The 15400-nt window shown below is 67.3% G+C and carries 14 protein-coding genes; 9 read left to right on the top strand and 5 right to left on the bottom strand.

Features of this window, described 5'->3' with window-relative positions; all coding sequences use genetic code 11:
• Positions 1–168 precede the first annotated feature (168 nt).
• Both AWC08_RS33200 and AWC08_RS33195 read right to left on the bottom strand, forming a co-directional pair.
• Positions 169–360: a ferredoxin gene (locus AWC08_RS33200; RefSeq protein ID WP_065136574.1), complete on the bottom strand. Its 192-nt coding sequence runs from the start codon at positions 358–360 to the stop codon at positions 169–171.
• Positions 361–380: 20 nt separating this feature from the next.
• Positions 381–2759: a CaiB/BaiF CoA-transferase family protein gene (locus tag AWC08_RS33195; RefSeq protein WP_083271229.1), complete on the bottom strand. Its 2379-nt coding sequence runs from the start codon at positions 2757–2759 to the stop codon at positions 381–383.
• 98 nt (positions 2760–2857) lie between these two features.
• Here AWC08_RS33195 and AWC08_RS33190 point away from each other — a divergent pair, with 98 nt between their 5' ends.
• Positions 2858–3679, top strand: coding sequence for a FadR/GntR family transcriptional regulator (locus tag AWC08_RS33190; RefSeq protein ID WP_069434243.1), 822 nt, complete (start codon positions 2858–2860; stop codon positions 3677–3679).
• Positions 3676–4404 carry an SDR family oxidoreductase gene (locus AWC08_RS33185; protein WP_069434242.1) on the top strand — a complete coding sequence of 243 codons (729 nt, stop codon included), beginning with the start codon at positions 3676–3678 and terminating at the stop codon, positions 4402–4404. The genes AWC08_RS33190 and AWC08_RS33185 overlap by 4 nt, the downstream gene beginning before the upstream one ends.
• Here the strand turns inward: AWC08_RS33185 and AWC08_RS33180 are convergent.
• Positions 4367–5218, bottom strand: coding sequence for an LLM class flavin-dependent oxidoreductase (locus AWC08_RS33180; protein ID WP_069434241.1), 852 nt, complete (start codon positions 5216–5218; stop codon positions 4367–4369). The two genes, AWC08_RS33185 and AWC08_RS33180, sit on opposite strands and share 38 nt — an antisense overlap.
• A gap of 76 nt (positions 5219–5294) precedes the next feature.
• Here AWC08_RS33180 and AWC08_RS33175 point away from each other — a divergent pair, with 76 nt between their 5' ends.
• The 5 genes from AWC08_RS33175 to AWC08_RS33155 are packed head-to-tail and all read left to right on the top strand — an operon-like array spanning position 5295 to position 11023.
• Positions 5295–6359: an acyl-CoA dehydrogenase family protein gene (locus AWC08_RS33175; RefSeq protein ID WP_069434240.1), complete on the top strand. Its 1065-nt coding sequence runs from the start codon at positions 5295–5297 to the stop codon at positions 6357–6359.
• The gene (locus tag AWC08_RS33170; protein ID WP_065136568.1) at positions 6356–7450 is read left to right on the top strand and encodes an acyl-CoA dehydrogenase family protein; all 1095 of its coding nucleotides are present in this window, start codon (positions 6356–6358) and stop codon (positions 7448–7450) included. The genes AWC08_RS33175 and AWC08_RS33170 overlap by 4 nt, the downstream gene beginning before the upstream one ends.
• Positions 7447–8604 (top strand): acyl-CoA dehydrogenase family protein, encoded by a 1158-nt coding sequence (locus AWC08_RS33165; protein WP_174900801.1) that lies wholly within the window; start codon positions 7447–7449, stop codon positions 8602–8604. Before AWC08_RS33170 ends, AWC08_RS33165 begins: the two co-directional genes overlap by 4 nt.
• Positions 8601–9536 carry an acyl-CoA dehydrogenase family protein gene (locus tag AWC08_RS33160; protein WP_069434239.1) on the top strand — a complete coding sequence of 312 codons (936 nt, stop codon included), beginning with the start codon at positions 8601–8603 and terminating at the stop codon, positions 9534–9536. The genes AWC08_RS33165 and AWC08_RS33160 overlap by 4 nt, the downstream gene beginning before the upstream one ends.
• Entirely contained in the window at positions 9533–11023 is a 1491-nt protein-coding gene (locus tag AWC08_RS33155; RefSeq protein WP_069434238.1) for a class I adenylate-forming enzyme family protein, read from the top strand. Before AWC08_RS33160 ends, AWC08_RS33155 begins: the two co-directional genes overlap by 4 nt.
• Positions 11024–11037: 14 nt before the next feature.
• Here the strand turns inward: AWC08_RS33155 and AWC08_RS33150 are convergent, their stop codons facing one another.
• Together AWC08_RS33150 and eccA are read right to left on the bottom strand one after the other, a co-directional pair.
• Entirely contained in the window at positions 11038–12456 is a 1419-nt protein-coding gene (locus AWC08_RS33150; RefSeq protein WP_232007950.1) for a MinD/ParA family ATP-binding protein, read from the bottom strand.
• 125 nt (positions 12457–12581) lie between these two features.
• Positions 12582–14417, bottom strand: a complete 1836-nt coding sequence (gene eccA / locus AWC08_RS33145) for a type VII secretion AAA-ATPase EccA (protein WP_069434236.1) — start codon at positions 14415–14417, stop codon at positions 12582–12584.
• 181 nt (positions 14418–14598) lie between these two features.
• Between eccA and AWC08_RS33140 the strand changes: the two genes are divergently transcribed.
• Positions 14599–14940 carry a hypothetical protein gene (locus tag AWC08_RS33140; protein ID WP_232007949.1) on the top strand — a complete coding sequence of 114 codons (342 nt, stop codon included), beginning with the start codon at positions 14599–14601 and terminating at the stop codon, positions 14938–14940.
• Positions 14937–15287: a YbaB/EbfC family nucleoid-associated protein gene (locus AWC08_RS33135; RefSeq protein ID WP_065136563.1), complete on the top strand. Its 351-nt coding sequence runs from the start codon at positions 14937–14939 to the stop codon at positions 15285–15287. Before AWC08_RS33140 ends, AWC08_RS33135 begins: the two co-directional genes overlap by 4 nt.
• Positions 15288–15400: the final 113 nt, after the last annotated feature.

The raw sequence follows: 15400 nt of genomic DNA, 5'->3' as shown, positions 1-15400 counted from the left end.
AACAGAATGGTCGAACTGCGCAAATACATCACCCGCAGAAACGCCCACGGCCACACCGAATGGCACCCACCCGCCCAACTCGACCACGGACGACCCCGCACCAACTGCATGCACCACCCCGAAAGACCACTCACACCCGAGGCCGATGAACCCTAGGCTGAACCGCCGTTATTCCACGATGCGCAGCGCGGCCCTCGGACACTGTTCGACCGCGGCGCGCACGTCGATCTCGCGATCCGGCGGCACCGGACCATCGGCGATCTGCACCACGTCCTCATCACCCAACTCGAAGATGTCCGCGGCGATGGATTCACAGAACCCGTTGGCCTCGCACATGTCTGGGTCGACGATCACCCGCATCAGAAGATGCCCCTTCCTCCTCAGAGCCCGACTGGCCGGGTCCCGATCACCTTGCCGGCGGCAAGATGCTCAAGTTCGGCCTCGGTCAGCCCGCACTGATCGCGCAGTACGTCTTCATTGTGCTCGCCGAGCGTCGGTGGCGGGCGCAACAGCCATTGCCGCTGACCGGCAAGCAAGCCGAACGGCGGCGTGGGATACAGGCCGGGACCGGTCCGCGGGTGCTGCAGTGACTCGAAAAAGCCGCGTGCACGCAGCTGCGGATTCTCGGTGACCAACGACGGCGAGCCGACGGGCGCGGCTGGAACACCGGCGGCCGCCAGCAATTCCACCGTCGCATCGCGCGACTGCCCGGCGAACCAGTCCTGCAGCACCCGGTCGATCTCGTCAGCCCGCTCCCGACGGCCACCCTCGGTGGCCAACTCGTCATCGCCGAAGTCGCCGACTACCCGGGCCAGCGCAGCCCACTGGCCGTCATCGCAGACACTGACCGCTATCCAGTCGTCGTCTCCGGCGCACCGGTAAATGTTCTGCAGCGCCCCGCCCTGACCGCGATTTCCCCTCCTGCTCAAGGTCTTACCGAACACCTCGGCCTCGATCGGCTGTATCGCCGTGGTGTTGAGCACCGTCTCCAGCATGGGCAGCTCCACTTGCTGGCCGCTGCCGGTGCGCTCTGCGAAATTCAGCGCGGCCAACACGGCGAACGCGGCATGCACGCCGGCCAGCGGATCACAGGCGCCGCGCGGGGTCACCGGAGGTGTTTCGGGTAACCCGGTGACCCAGGTGAGTCCGCCGATCTGCTCCATCGTGGGAGCGAATCCCACCCGCTCGCGCCATGGCCCGGCCAGGCCGAAGGCCGGCATCCGGGTGACCACCAACTGCGGGTTGATCTTCAGCAGCACATCCGCGGTCAGCCCGAAATGGTCCATCACGCGTGGGGAGAAGTTCTCGATCACCACATCGGCGCCGGCAACCAGCGTGCGGAACAGACCGCGGCCCTCTTCGCTGCCCAAATCGAGTGTGACCGAGCGCTTGTTGGTGTTCATCGCGTGGAAAACCCAGCCGTACTCCCACCAGTCTTCTACGTCGGTGCGCATGCCGCCCGAATAGCGGATGCCGTCCGGGCGCTGGATCGACTCGACCTTCACCACGTCGGCGCCGAATGCGGCGAGCAGGTGGGTGGCGGCCGGACCGGCCCAGAAAGCGGTCAGGTCGACGATGCGCACGCCTTTCAGCGGCAACCCGGCATCCGGCACGGCAGTCCCGGATTCGCGCGGCTGCCAGGGTGATTCGTCATCGGCCGACCCGAGCTCAGGCGTATCACGCACCGGCGCGGGCCCGCACTCCCACATCAACCAGGGCGGACGCGGCTGATGAAATCCCGCGGGATTCTCGACAAACACCCCACGCTCGGTCATGTACTCCATATCGCGGATGGTGGCGCCATTGCCTAAAGCCGCGATCGGCAGCCGGAAGAGCTGGCCCAGCTCGACGATCTCGGCGACCGTCCGCTCGGCGAACCAGGGACCGATCGATTCGTAGATGAAGTCGCGGTACTCCCAGCGGCCAATCTGAAAGCGCAGCTGCGGAATGTCTTCGAACTGCGGGCATTCGACCATCGCCGCGAAATCCAGCCACTGCTGTCCGGTGACCATCGTGATGCCGACGTAGCCGTCCTTGGCCTGCACGATTGACGGTACTTCCAGCGTCCGGCGAATCGGCGGCACGCGCAGCAGTTGGGAATGCAGCCATTCGCTGCTCTGCATCGCGGTGATGGCCTCGAGCATGGACAAGTCCAGATGTTCGCCGGGGCCGCCGCGCTGCACGCGGCGACGCACGGCCAGTGCGCCGAACGCCGCGTACACCCCACCCATGTACTCACCGAGATCACCGCCGATCGAGATCGGCGGCCCCGCCGGGTCACCGCGAAAACCCGTGCACCCCGACCACGCCTGCAGGGTGAACTCGGTGGCGGCACGGTCGGCGAACGGTCCGGTCCAGCCGAAGTCGGAGATCGTTACGACCACCGTCCGTGGCGCCTCAGCCAGCACCCGCCGCGGGTCGATGCCCAGCTCCGCCGACCGCGCCGGCCCCACCGCCAGAACCACCACATCGGCTCCGCCCAGTTCGGCTTGCAATCGCTGTGATTCCGGCGACACGCGAAGGCTGCTCTTGCCGGCGTTGAGATAGCAGAACAGCGGCGAAGCCTGACCAGGTCGCACCGGCGAGCACGTCGCTGAATATCTCCGCAGCGAATCCCCTTGCGGCGGCTCGACTTTACGGACCTGCGCGCCGGCGTCCACCAGCAGCTTCCCGCAATAGCTGCCGGCCAAGCGGTCGCTGATCTCGACGACCCGAAGTTCGTCCAGGGGCGTCGGCCGGCGATCGGCCTGCTGACTCACGCGGCTATTTATACCATTACTGCTAAAATAGCTAAGCCAGCCGAGTTCGCGGCACAGCCGCCGTGCGCTCTCTCCTGCTCCAGGTTGCGAGGAACCGGATGACCGCCTTGGGTATTGGACCCGACGCCCGTCGCCGGCTTTCGGCGCCCAGAATTGCCGAAATCGTAGCCGACGAGCTGCGCCGCCAGATCATCGACGGCGAGCTTGCTGATGGTGATTTGCTGCCGCGGCAAGAGGTGCTCGTCGAGCAATTCAAGGTCAGCCTGGTGTCGTTGCGCGAAGCCTTGCGGATCCTGGAGACCGAGGGGCTGGTTTCGGTACGGCGCGGAAACCGCGGCGGTGCGGTCGTCCACGCACCGGCCAAGACCAGCGCCGCCTACATGCTGGGCCTGCTGTTGCAGAGCGAGTCGGTCGCCGTCAGCGACCTGGGCGCGGCGTTGCAGGAGCTGGAGCCGGCCTGCGCGGCGCTGGCCGCCCAGCGGCCCGACCGCGCCGACACCCTGGTGCCGGAATTGAAGCGGGTCAACGACGCCATGGCCGACAACCTGGAAGACGGGCGGTTGTTCACCGAGATCGGTCGCGAATTCCACAATCTGATCGTCCGCGGGTGCGGCAACCACACCATCATCGCCGTCGTCGGCAGCCTGGAAACCTTATGGAGCAGCCACGAGCAGCAATGGGCCGACGAAAGCTCCGCGCGTGGCACCTATCCCTCGCTGGCCAAGCGCCGCGCGGCACTGAACACCCACGTCAAGCTCACCGAGACCATCGCCGAGGGTGACGTCGACCGGGCCCGGCGCATCGCCGGCCGTCACCTCGCCGACACCCAGACCTACGTGCTCTCCGGCCGGCCGGAACAACGAATCTACGCGCTGTCCCCGCAAGCGTTGTCGCGGCCGCGAGACGTACGGCGCCCTTGACAACTCCGAGAACAGCGTTGGTCACCGGCGGCAGCGGTGGCATCGGAAAAGCGTGTGCTGACAAGCTGAGTCAGCTCGGCTACGACGTCGTGGTGGTGGCGCGCCGTGCCGGCCCGCTGCGCGCGGCGGCCGAAGAAATCGGTGCCCGCGCCATCGTTGCCGACGCATCCGACCCCGACGAATTTGCCGCCGCGATAAGCCCACTCGGGCACATCGACCTGGTCGTGCACGCCGCCGGGGCGCTCGGCGGAACGTACGCGCGTAGGCAGACATTCGAACAGTGGCGCACCATCATCTCGGCCAACCTGGATTCCTGTTTCGTGGTGACCTCGGCGGTGCTGCCCAGGATGCGACCGGGCTCTCGTCTGATCTTCATCTCTTCATCGGCGTCACACGAACCGATGATGGGACGCACCGCGTACTCGGCGTCCAAGGCCGGCATGAACGCCTTTGCCCGCGCCCTGGCCCTGGAAGTCGACCGCGACGGCATCGCCGTGCACCTGGTGACACCCGGGCCGGTGGAAACCGAAATGCTGCAGGATGTTCCGTTCGAGATGTACGCGATCCAAGTGTCGGACATCGCCAACGCCGTGGCGTGGCTGGACACGGTCGCTCCGTCGGTCGACCTGCCGGAAATCCGGCTCAGCGCGGTGCAGCGGGGACCCTACGCCCGCCCGCCCGTCGTTCCTACCGAAGTGCTGCGGCACCGCTCGGAAACTTCCTGATCACCGACTCACCGAATTCTCCGAGGGTCTGCGGCGCCGCAAAGTCGGCAAACCACACGTAAAAGCGTTCGACGCGCTGGGCGGCCAGGCCCGCGAAGTGAGCGATCAACTCGTCGGCGCCACCGCAGACCAGCCCCGCCCCCAGGTGGCCGAACCGTCGGACGCTGACGTCTCGCACGACAGCGGGATCGCTGCCCGCCCGGACGAAGCCGACCATCTGCTGAACGGAGATGCGCGCCGACCCTGCGGACTCGGCCAGTCGGGGCAGCCGGTCCAGGCGATTGACCTGCAGATTCCACCAATCCGCATGCTCGGCAACGAGTTTCATCATCTGCGGACCGCTGCCACCGAGAATCAGCGGTATCGGGTGCGCCGGACCCGGATTCTGGCCGCTTGCCCAATACTGGCTGATCAACTCGAGATGACGACCCAGCTGTTCGACCCGGGCCACCGGATCCTGCTGACCTACTTTGAATTTGGCGAACTCCGCCGGCCAGGAACCGGATCCCAGGCCCAGCTCGAAACGACCGTCGGACGCCGCGGACAGTGTGACGGCCTGCTTAGCCAGCACGGCCGGATGCCGGAACGCATCGCACAGCACCAGATGGCCGACGCGCAGCCGCTGCGTCCTGGCGGCGACCCAAGTGGCAATGCCCATTGCCTCCCAGATGTTTTCATCTGGCTGACCGGGCGCCTCGAGGTGGTCGATGAAGGCAATGCCGTCGAATCCGGCCGCCTCGGCGCACTGAGCGCGCTCCACAATGTCAGCGACCGAGAGCCGCACCTGCGGCAGAAACAGATACCACTCGACCATCCGACGCCACCTTTTCCCCGCGGCCGCGATTGCGTGCCGCTCGCTAGTTTACTATTTTTATTATGTTAGGGGTCTTATGGATGTTGGTCTGACTTCGGAGCAGCTGGCGCTGCGTGACACCGTGCGCGCCGTCCTGCGCGCCGAGTGTCCACCCGACGCCGCTCGCCAGGCGGGCGACGACCCGGAACGCTGGCGCACCCTGTGGAAGACACTCGTCGACCTCGGCTGGACCGAGCTGGCCCGGTGCGACGCCACCGGGGAATTCGGTCCGCTCGAACTGGCGGTCGTGCTGGAGGAATGCGGCGCCGCCATCGCGCCGGTGCCGTTGCTGAGCAGCGTCGGCATGGCCGCCGGCGCGTTGCGCGGTGCCGGCCCGGACATCGACGAGGTGCTCGCCGAGATCGCCTCTGGGGTCGTCGCAACCCTGGCGGTCCACTGCCCCGGCACCCGGTTGCCGGGTACGCCCGTGACACTGCGTGACGGGCGGCTGCATGGACGGGCGGTCGCGGTTCCCAACGCCGCCCGGGCCGAACTCATCGTCACGCTGGCGAACACGGACGATCGCGGTGTGCTGGCCGCGGTCGTCCGCGCCGGCGACGGCGTCACCGTCGTGACCGGCGAATCCACCGACCCCGCCCAGCCCGTCGCCGACGTCGAGCTCGACACCGCTCCCCTGGCCGTGGCGCCTGTGCCGTCCGTCGAATCCGCCCTGGCGGCACCTTTGGTGTCAATCGCCGCGGATTTGGTCGGTGTGGCCTCAGCGGCACTCCAACGCTCCGTCGAGCACGCCAAGACGCGCCGTCAGTTCGGCAGCCCGATCGGCGCTTTCCAGGGCGTCAAACATGCACTGGCGGACAACTACGTCAGCGTCGAACGCGCGCGCAGTCTGACCTATGCAGCCGCCACGCAGCTCGACAAGCCTGATCCTTGGGCCCCGGCCGCCTTGGCCAAAGCGGCCGCCGCGGATGCCGCGAGTGCCTGCGCGCGCACCATGGTGCAGGTACACGGCGCCCTGGGGCAGACCTGGGAGCACGACGCGCACCTCTATGTCCGGCACGCCTGGCAGGGGGCAGCTCTGCTGGGCGATAGCCGCGCGCTGTATTACGAGGTGGGCCGGCGGTTCGCAGAAGGCGCGAAATGACCACCGTCACTGAGGAATTCGGTGCCTGGTTGAGCGACTTCCTGCCACCTGACTACTACGACCGCTATCGGGAGTACCGCTGGGACATCCCGTTGCGCCGCGACTATCAGCGCGCCGCCTTCGAGGCCGGCTGGCTGCAGCCCACCTGGCCCCGCGAACACGGCGGGCGGTCCCTGGGCCTGCGCGAGGCGATGGAGATTCGCATCGAGGCCGCGGTGCGGTCGGCACCCAAGCTGCCCAACGTCCAGGGACCTGGCGTCGCGGCGCCCGGCATCCGCCAGTTCGGGACACCCGAGCAAATCGACCGGTTACTCGTGCCGCTGCTGCGCGGCGACGAATGGTGGGCGCTGGGCATGTCCGAGCCCGAGGCCGGTTCGGACTTCGCCGGGTTGCGCACCCGCGCCGTGCGCGACGGTGAGGTGTTCCGGGTCAACGGCCACAAGATCTGGACCACCCACGCGCATGTGTCACGCTGGTGCACCTTATACGCCCGCACCGATCCCGACGCGCCCAAGCACCGCGGCATCTCGTGCCTGATCCTGGACCTGCAGTCACCGAGGGTGCGAATCGAGCCCATCCGCATGGCGTCTATTTCCGATGAGACGTTCTGCGAGGTCTTCCTCGACGACGTCGAGGTGCCGGCCGAGAACCTGCTGGGCCCGCTGCACGGCGGCTGGAACGTCGCGATGTCGTCGTTACATCATGAGCGCCAGATGATCTGGATCATGAACTGGGTCGAGATCCAGCGTGGGCTGCACTCGGCCCGAGACAACGCATCTGAGGATATTTACCCCGAACTCGGCGCGCTGCTCGCCGACGCCCAAGCGCTGCGCGCCACCGGATACCGTGCCCTGGGCAACGAGCTCGCCGGCCGGCCCAGTCCGGAAGCCGACATCATGAAGCTGCTCGGATCCGTTACTTTGCAGCGTGTTTGGGAACTCAGCGCGGCCGCCGCCGGCCCGGCTTCGAACCGTGACCGCGACCTGCTGTTCGAACGGCAAGACGCCCTGGCCGCGACCATCTACGGCGGGACCTCCGAAGTTCAGCGCAACATCATCGCCGAGCGGCTGCTCGGGCTGCCGAAGGGATGACCACGATGGACTACGACCTCGGTGCCGACGCCGGTGAACTGCGAAACCGGTTGCGGCAGCTGATCGCCGAGCACATCCCTATCGACTTCCTGGGCGCCTGCACCGACGATCCCGACGATCTGGCGACCACCGAATCGTTCTGCAAGCTGCTGGCCTCCGAGGGTCTGCTGGCCCTCGCGTGGCCGAAAGAACATGGCGGGGGCGGCGGTTCGATCTGGCAACAGACCGTGCTGCGTGAGGAGATGTGGGCCAACTACGAGCCGCGCGGTCCGCAGTACATGGGCATCAACTGGGTCGGCCCGGCGATCATGCGCTACGGGACCGACGAGCAGAAGGCCAAACATCTGTCCGGCATCGCGTCCGGAGAGGTGATCTGGTGCCAGGGCTTCTCCGAACCCGAAGCCGGGACCGATCTCGCGTCCCTGCGGACCCGGGCGGTTCCCGACGGTGACGGCTGGCGGATCACCGGCCAGAAGGTCTGGACGTCCTACGCCCGCATGGCGTCCTGGTGTGTGCTGGCCGCTTGCACCCACCCCGATGCGCCGAAATCCAAGCGGCTGAGCCTGTTTCTGATTCCGATGGACCGGCCCGGCTTCACCGTCCGGGGCATTCCCTCGATGCTGGGGCCGCACCACCTCAACGAAGTGTTCCTCGACGACCTGCCGGCCTACTCCGGTGACGTGCTCGGTGAGCCCGGTGACGGCTGGCGGGTGATGCGGGAGGCACTGGCATTCGAGCGGGTCGGCATCGCCCGCTACGCCCGCTGCGAGTCGCTGCTGCACCGCATGCAGGACGAACTCGGCGCCGACTGGGACCGGCTGCCCGAGTCGATTCGGGTGCGCTGGGTTCGGGCACTTGTCGATCTGCGGGTAGCCCGGTTGATGGCCTACCGTGCTGTGTCCCTGCAGGACGATCCGGCGGCCGGTGCCGCTGCAAGTGCGGCGCGCATCGCCACCACCACCTGCGATCAGCTGGTCGCCGAGTTGCTCTTCGACGTACTGGGCCCGACGGCACTGGACAGCGGCAGCTCCGCGGCGCTGTACGGGGCGGTCGACGATCATTGGCGCTATGCGCAAGCGGCGACCGTGGCCTCGGGCACCATCGAAGTGCAGCGGATGATGGTGGCGCGTGACGTGTTGGGAGAACATCGTTGAATACCGAACTGCCACAGGACGTTACCGACTTCGCTGCCGTCGCTGTCAAGCGACTGGCCCGGTTGGGCGGCCCACCGGCGGCACTGCGCGCCGAGACCGACGACAGCGTCCGCTGCGCGGCAGGCGACGCACTGGGCGAACTGGGCGCCTTCGACCTCGACATCCGGTCGGGATCCGACGATCTGTTGGCCGCCGCGGTGCTCTGCCAGGCTGCCGGGGCGACGGCCCTGCCGTATCCGCTCGTCGAGGAACTGCTGACCGTCGACGGGGCCCGGCTGAGTCTGGTCAATCCGCAAGCGCCGCGCATCGACCATGGAGACCTGCCGGGTCGCTGGCTCGCCGCCGATATCGACGGCACGCGTTATCAGGCGCGCCCGGCGGCGCGGACGGCCGCCAAGTTGGGGCCGTTTCTGGTGCCGGCCACGTTGTCGGCACCCGAGGGCACGGTGTCGGCTACCGACGTTAACCTTCATCTCGTGCTGGGATCATGGCGGATTCTGGGTGCGGTGCAGCAGGCGCTGGACATCGCCACCGGTCATGTGCAGGCGCGGGTGCAGTTCGGCAAGCCCCTCGCCGATTTCCAGGCCGTCCGTTTCGCCATCGCGGATGCCGCGGTCTTGGTGCGCGGACTGCACGAGCTTGCCAAGTACACCCTATCCCGGCCGAAATCCGTACCGGCGCGGATTCTTTCGGCTGACGCGCTGGTGCTGCGACTGAAGGCGGCTGACACGGCGCGTCAGGTATTGCGGACCGCGCATCAACTGCTGGGCGCGCTCGGCTTCTGCGACGAGTCCGACATCAGCGTGCTCGACCGGCACACCCAACCGTTGATCCGGTTGCCGTTGAGTGCTGAGGCGCTGGCCTTGCGACTGATTCCGGACGTGGCCGACGGTTCCTTCGAGACCCTGTTCAGTGGGCGTATTCCGGCATGAATCAACCAGTCACCGAAGCGGTGCCCCCTAACCCGTTCGAGGATGGCGTCCCGTTCGCGACCAAGCTGACCGAGCTGGCCGAACAACAACGTGACGACACCGCGGTAACGATCGTCTCGTTGGACGGCAGCGTGCAGGCAGTCACCTTCGGCGAACTCGAGGCCCAGGCCAATCAGTGGGGCCGGGCGCTGGAGGCGCGCGGCGCCGGGACGGGTTCGCTAGTGGCCATCGCCATCCCGAACTCGATGCACCTGGTGCTGACGACATTGGGCTGCTGGAAGATTGGCGCCGTTCCGGTCCCGATGCACTGGGACCTGCCCGAGTGGGAACGCGACCGGGTGCGCACCGTGATCAACCCCGCCGTGGTGGTCGACGACGTCAGCCGTTGGGAGCTGGACGCGTACGCGGCCGGCGCCCCCGCGAGTCCGCTGCCGACCGCCGTGTCACCCACCGCCAACGGCATCTGTTCCAGCGGGTCCACCGGTGTGCCGAAGGTAATCCTCAACCTGGCGCCGTCGCTGTGGATACCCCAGCAGGGGGAGCCGTTCCTGGAGAACTGGACGCCGGTGCCCAAGCCGCAGCGGATCATGGTGCCCGCGCCGATGTATCACACCAACGGCTTCGCTCCGCTGCTGATGCTGCTCGGCGGCGACCACCTGGTGATCCTCGAAAAGTTCCACGCCCCAACGTTCGTCGACACCATCGAGCGCTTCCGCATCACCAACTTCACGGCCACGCCGACGATGTTGTCCCGGGTCGCCGCGCTGCCGGACATCAGGCGCCGCGACCTGTCCAGCATCGTGTTCATCCTGCAGGGCGCGGCCGTGATGCCGCCGTCGCTGCTGCACACCTGGTTCGAGTTGCTCAGCCCGGAACAGATCGTGATGGCCTACGGCATGACCGAGAACCTGGGGCTCACAGCATTGCGCGGCGACGAGTGGCTGAGCCATCCGGGCAGCGTCGGCCGCGGCTTCCGGGACACCGAGATCAAGATTCTGGACGACGACAAGCGGCCTCTGGCACCCGGCGAGCAGGGCGACGTGTATCTGCGGGCGCCGATGAGCGCCGGCTACCGGTACCTGGGCGGGGCGCCGCCGCTGCCGTCGACCCAGGACGGATTCCGTTCGGCGGGTGACATCGGCCATCTGGACGAGGACGGCTACCTGCACATCACCGACCGGCGCGCCGACATGATCATCAGCGGCGGCGCCAATGTCTTTCCCGCAGAAGTGGAATCGGCGCTGTCCGGGCACCCGGGCATCGTCGACGTCGTCGTCATCGGCCTGGCCGACCCGCGGTGGGGGCGGCGGGTGCACGCCGTCGTGCACGCGGCGGGTCCGATGACCGAGCAGCAGGTGATCGAGTACGCCAAGGGCCGCCTCGCGCCGTACAAAGTCCCCAAAACGGTGGAATTCGTCGACAGCATCCCCCGCACTGCGGCCACCAAGGTGAACCGGTCCGCGATGGTGGCCGCGCGGGGCGGGTAGCCGGAGCAAGCGATTCAGCCGCGCGAGGTCCGATCCGTCCGCTTGGTGTGCGCGAACCCGTCGGCGATGGACGCCGCCAATTCCAGGAACGCCTGACGGGTGCGACTGGCCATCAGATCCAGGACAATCTCTGAGCCCTGGGCCAGGTGGTCGTCGAACGGGATCACGTGGACCGCGCGAATCCGGGTGAGGAACTGCGCGGCCAGCTTGTCCAACTCCACCGACGACTTCCCGGGCCGCGACGCGCTGATCACCACCGTCGCGTTGGGCACCAGATGTCCACGACCGTGGTGTTCCAGCCAGTCCAGCGTGGCGAACGCGCTGCGCGCCGCGTCGATCGCGGGTGAGGCGACCAACACGATCGCGTCGGCCTCGTCCAGCACCGCCGACATCGCCGAGTGCACCAGCCCGGTCCCGCAATCGGTGAGGATCAGGTTGTAGAACCGCTGCAGCAGCCGGATCACCACCCGGTAATCGGCGTCGGAGAACGCCTCGGATGTCGCCGGATCACGTTCGGAGGCGAGGATTTCCAGCCGGCTCGTGCTCTGCGAGGTGTGCCGCCGGATATCGGAATACCGAAAGATGTTGTCGTCCAACAACAAATCCCGCACCGTCGACCGGCTCTGGTCGGGACCACGCTGGGCCAGTGTGCCGAAGTCGGGGTTGGCGTCGACTGCGATGACGCGGTCACCCCGGATTGCCGCGAAGGTGGACCCAAGCCCGACCGCCGTCGTGGTCTTGCCGACGCCGCCCTTCATCGACAGAACGGCGATGCTGTAGTCACCGCGCACCGGTTGGCTCACCCGCGCGACCAGCTTCTGCCGGGTGTTCTCCTGTTCGGACTCCTTGGGATTGAGCCCGGTGACGCGATGCACCACCTTGCGCCAGCCGCTCTGCGGAAGCGGCCGGACGCGACGCACCAGCCCCAGGTCGGTATGCGAGGGCATCCGCGGGTCCTGGGGATGCTGCGGCGCAGCGCTGGGCGCGGCCCGGGTGAACGGCGTCGCCACCGGCGGCGGTGCGGGCGGATTGAGCCTCGGATCCGGCGGTGCGACGGCAGCCGGCGGCGGTGCGGGAGGCGGCGGTGCCGGCGGAGGTTCCGGCGCGGGCCGGCCGGGAAGCGGCGCGGGTCGTATCGGCGGCTGCTCCGGAATCTCAATGACCGCAGTCGCTTCCCGTCGTTCCGGCGGTGGTGGCTCGCTGAACACCGGCGGCTTGCTGAAAACCGGAGCCGGGCGGGCCGGCGGCTCGGTCACCGGACGCCGCGGCAGCGGCGGCAGGTCCATCACTCGGGTGCCCTCGGTAGTGGGGGCGGGACACACCGGTTCGGGTTCAGGCTCGGATTGGGGCGCCGGCTCAGGCTCGGGTTCGGGCGCCGGCGGCGCGTCCACCTCCCGGGTGTTCGCCGCGGATGGGACCGGGGCAGCCGGCACGTCTTCGACGACGGACTCCCCCGCCTCCTCGGCCAGCTTGGCCCGAATCTCACGGACGGGGATCGGGTTGGTGTCCGCGTCACTGCTGCGCTTGAACCCTGGCTTGGGCGCGTCTGATCCGCTCACTATCGGTTTCTCGAAATCAGTTGGCCGGTGGTCATACCGAGCACGTTTTCCAACGCAGCGCGCATGTCGCCAAGCTCGATGCGCATCAGTTCGGTTTCGTCGAGATCCTCCACGTCGACGTCCAGGCGCTCGCTCAAGCGATACTCCCGCTCCTCTTCGGCCGATTCGATGACGTTGCGGACAAAGCGCCCATTGCCGACGAGGTCGATTTCGCGGCGCAGCGCACCGGTGTCGTCGACGGACTGGTTGCTGTAGAGGACCTCGCACGCGGCGACCAGCTCGTCGTAAGCCGCCTCGGTGAGCTCGGAATCCCTGGTCTTGGCGATCAGCCGGCCGATGTCCCCGAGTTCGGCCGGACTGTAGGACGCGAACCGGATCCGCTTGGTGAACCGCGACGCCATGCCCTCGTTGGATGCCAGAAACCGGTCGATTTCCGCGTCATACCCGGCGATGATCACCACCAGCCGGTCGCGGTCGTTCTCCATCCGGGCAAGCAGCGTGTCGACGGCCTCACGGCCGAATGCGTCGCCGCCGGACAACCCGGTCTGAATCAGGCTGTAGGCCTCGTCGATGAACAGCACCCCGTCCATCGCCGAGTCGATGAGCGCCGACGTCTTGATCGCCGTACTCCCGAGGTGTTCGCCGACGAAATCACTGCGCTTGGCCTCGACGACCGCCGGGGTCTTCAGCAATCCGAGGCCGCAGTAGACCTGCGCGACGACGCGGGCGATGGTGGTCTTGCCGGTGCCGGGCGGTCCGGTGAACGCCAGATGCAGGCTGCGCGCAGCGGCGCTCAAGCCCTTACCTTCACGCACCTTGGCCAACTTGGCGGCCGAGCGCAGCTTGGCCACCTGCAGCTTGACGTCGGTCAGACCGATCTGACGGTCCAACTCGATCTGAGCGGCGCGCAGGTATTCGTTGCCGCGTTCGGTCAAGCTCTCGGCGCTGACTTCACGGGCGCTGCGGGCGGTCGAAGGATCCCATTTGTCGGTGCGGGAGTCGATGTCTTCTCTGGTGCTGACGATCAGGCGGTACTTCGGGTCGTGCAGCGCGGCCGCGTTGGCCTCGAAGCCGGGCTCCTCGCTGTAGATGCGCTCGAAAATGGTGCGGGCTTCGGACTCCTTGCCCATCTCGCGCAGGGTCAGCCCCTTGCAGAACTCGGCAGCCCGGCTGGCGGCCGGGATCGGCCCGTCGATCGCCTGATCGAGCCGGCGAATGGCCTCGCCGAACAAACCCATCTGCGCGCACGCCGAACCCACCATCAGATGCGCCCCGGCGCCGATGTACTCGTCACTGAACGAAGCCGAATTAGCAAGCGCGGTAAGGACATCCGGCCAGCGCTGGGTGGTGAAGTGCAGCACTCCCCGGATGTAGGCGCAGATCTCGTTGTTCTCCGCGTCACCGTCGGGCATCGAGCGCCGCAGAGTCTGGAGCTCGTCGAGCACCCGCTCGGCTTCGTCGTAATCCTGGCCCGCGATCATGCTGGCCGCGTAGGCGAGCCACACCTCGGTGAGCGTGCTCAGGGTGTAGTCCAGGTACAGGCCCGTTTGGAAGCGGCCGCTGAGCGCACGGCGCGGCAATCCGAGTCGGCGTTGCTCGCGATTGAGGTTGTCTGTGCTGGTCCGCCACAGGTTGTAGAGCACCTCGCTGCTGACGTCGCCGGCGGCGGCACGCCCCAGCCAGGCGTCGCTCATCTGCGGGTCGTGCTCGGTGGCGCGTTTGAAAGCAAGGGCCGCGTACTGGACGTCGCGGTCGGTTTCCAAACCGTCGATGGGAATCCCGAGGGAGAGCACGCCGGCGTCGAAGACCCGCTGCGCGTCCCTGGTGCCAGGCATCTACTCGGTGTCCTTACTGCCGCGCCATGGTGTCGCCCCCGATATTCCCGCTGCCCCTCGAGGTGTCCCGCGTAATCATGCACGTCAACGTCTTATGCCATGACATCGCGGTAGAAAGTTATTGTACCGATGTGGCGACTTTCAATTCGCCGTCAAATCCAGCCAGCCAAATCGAGGCCGAATGCCACACCAGCAACAGCCACACCAGCGGCAACCGGTGCGGTCACGCACCGGGACCATCGCCGTCGTCACCACCGAACGCGGACTGCCCACGGCGCTCAAGCTCGACCGCTCCGAACTCGCCCGGCCCCCTCAGGAGTTGGCCGACGAGATCCTGTCGCTGTGCAAGCTGTCGGCGCTGCGGGCCCAGGTGGCTTTTCGGCGCGACCTGGCGGGCAAGGGCTACACCGCTTCGACCCTCCGGCAGATGGGGCTGCCCACCGAGGAAGACCTCACCCGGCTCGAAGAGGAACTGTTCGGCCACGACGACGATCCCCCAGCCACCTGGATGAGGTCGGTATGACCAGCCTGGCGCAGTCCGTGATCGCGCGGGCCATCAAACAACGCGACCTCATGCAGGCGATGACCGAGCAGTCCAAGACCATCACGGCGCGGGTGACCAGCCGCGACCGGGCGGTGAGCGCCGAGGTGGACGGGCTCGGCAGCCTGACCGGACTGTGGCTGGGTCCGCCCGCCAGCCGCCTGGACCCCGACGCCCTGGCCACCCTGATCGTCGAAACCGCACACGCCGCGGCCAGGCTGGCCGCGGAACGCTACAACTTCCTCCTCAAGGAGTTCACGGCCCGCATGGAGGAGCTGCAGAAGTCTCCGCTGGCCCGCTCGGACGGCACCGTTATCGAACCGAGATAGCCGCGAACGCGGCGCTTATTACACATATGTCGAGCACAGTTGCTCCGGCGTTATTGCACACACGTGAACTGCGGGCATTACGGAAGTCTGCTTAAATTCGTGCAATTTATTGG

Source organism: Mycobacterium gordonae (assembly GCF_002101675.1).
Taxonomy (GTDB): domain Bacteria; phylum Actinomycetota; class Actinomycetes; order Mycobacteriales; family Mycobacteriaceae; genus Mycobacterium; species Mycobacterium gordonae.
Note: the sequence above shows the minus strand (reverse complement) of the source record. Positions and strands in the feature narration are given on the sequence as shown.

Bases quoted from the DNA above. Each gene is read 5' to 3' on its own strand.
- AWC08_RS33200 (WP_065136574.1), bottom strand. From the start codon at position 360: ATGCGGGTGATCGTCGACCCAGACATGTGCGAGGCCAACGGGTTCTGT.
- AWC08_RS33170 (WP_065136568.1), top strand. From the start codon at position 6,356: ATGACCACCGTCACTGAGGAATTCGGTGCCTGGTTGAGCGACTTCCTG.
- AWC08_RS33180 (WP_069434241.1), bottom strand. From the start codon at position 5,218: ATGGTCGAGTGGTATCTGTTTCTGCCGCAGGTGCGGCTCTCGGTCGCT.
- AWC08_RS33155 (WP_069434238.1), top strand. From the start codon at position 9,533: ATGAATCAACCAGTCACCGAAGCGGTGCCCCCTAACCCGTTCGAGGAT.
- AWC08_RS33135 (WP_065136563.1), top strand. From the start codon at position 14,937: ATGACCAGCCTGGCGCAGTCCGTGATCGCGCGGGCCATCAAACAACGC.
- AWC08_RS33140 (WP_232007949.1), top strand. From the start codon at position 14,599: ATGCCACACCAGCAACAGCCACACCAGCGGCAACCGGTGCGGTCACGC.
- AWC08_RS33175 (WP_069434240.1), top strand. From the start codon at position 5,295: ATGGATGTTGGTCTGACTTCGGAGCAGCTGGCGCTGCGTGACACCGTG.
- AWC08_RS33190 (WP_069434243.1), top strand. From the start codon at position 2,858: ATGACCGCCTTGGGTATTGGACCCGACGCCCGTCGCCGGCTTTCGGCG.
- eccA (WP_069434236.1), bottom strand. From the start codon at position 14,417: ATGCCTGGCACCAGGGACGCGCAGCGGGTCTTCGACGCCGGCGTGCTC.
- AWC08_RS33165 (WP_174900801.1), top strand. From the start codon at position 7,447: ATGACCACGATGGACTACGACCTCGGTGCCGACGCCGGTGAACTGCGA.